Genomic DNA, 664 nt, shown 5'->3' on the forward strand with positions numbered 1-664 from the left:
TGCCTTACAAGCAGAGGGTCGGCGGTTCGAGCCCGTCATCCTCCACCATATTTGCCGGCCTAGCTCAATTGGTAGAGCAACTGACTTGTAATCAGTAGGTTGGGGGTTCAAGTCCTCTGGCCGGCACCATTTTTGGACAAGATAATAACATAAGTCTTTTAAAAAGAGCCATTAGCTCAGTTGGTAGAGCATCTGACTTTTAATCAGAGGGTCGAAGGTTCGAGTCCTTCATGGCTCACCATGTTACGCGGGTGTGGCGGAATTGGCAGACGCGCTAGACTTAGGATCTAGTGTCTTATGACGTGGGGGTTCAAGTCCCTTCACCCGCATTATACAGGATAGTTATCCTGTATGCGGAAGTAGTTCAGTGGTAGAACACCACCTTGCCAAGGTGGGGGTCGCGGGTTCGAATCCCGTCTTCCGCTCCAACTATACCATCCACGCCGGGGTGGTGGAATTGGCAGACACACAGGACTTAAAATCCTGCGGTAGGTGACTACCGTGCCGGTTCAAGTCCGGCCCTCGGCATTATTGTTATGCGCCCGTAGCTCAATTGGATAGAGCGTTTGACTACGGATCAAAAGGTTAGGGGTTCGACTCCTCTCGGGCGCGCCATAATATTTTTAAAAATCGGGAAGTAGCTCAGCTTGGTAGAGCACATGGT

General features: G+C 50.9%; 6 tRNA genes. All 6 read left to right on the forward strand.

Annotated features, from left to right (window positions below):
- The first annotated feature begins 53 nt into the window (after positions 1-53).
- Positions 54-129 (forward strand) — tRNA-Thr (locus OQ477_RS20765).
- A 36-nt stretch (positions 130-165) separates the two neighbouring features.
- Positions 166-241: transfer RNA gene (locus OQ477_RS20770), tRNA-Lys, on the forward strand.
- A gap of 6 nt (positions 242-247) precedes the next feature.
- Positions 248-329: transfer RNA gene (locus tag OQ477_RS20775), tRNA-Leu, on the forward strand.
- A 24-nt stretch (positions 330-353) separates the two neighbouring features.
- Positions 354-428 (forward strand) — tRNA-Gly (locus tag OQ477_RS20780).
- A gap of 14 nt (positions 429-442) precedes the next feature.
- Positions 443-528: transfer RNA gene (locus tag OQ477_RS20785), tRNA-Leu, on the forward strand.
- A gap of 10 nt (positions 529-538) precedes the next feature.
- Positions 539-615, forward strand: a tRNA-Arg gene (locus OQ477_RS20790).
- Positions 616-664: the final 49 nt, after the last annotated feature.

Origin of the sequence: Bacillus sp. ChL18, from assembly GCF_026241425.1 — a bacterium.
In the GTDB taxonomy this organism is placed as follows: domain Bacteria; phylum Bacillota; class Bacilli; order Bacillales; family Bacillaceae; genus Bacillus; species Bacillus velezensis.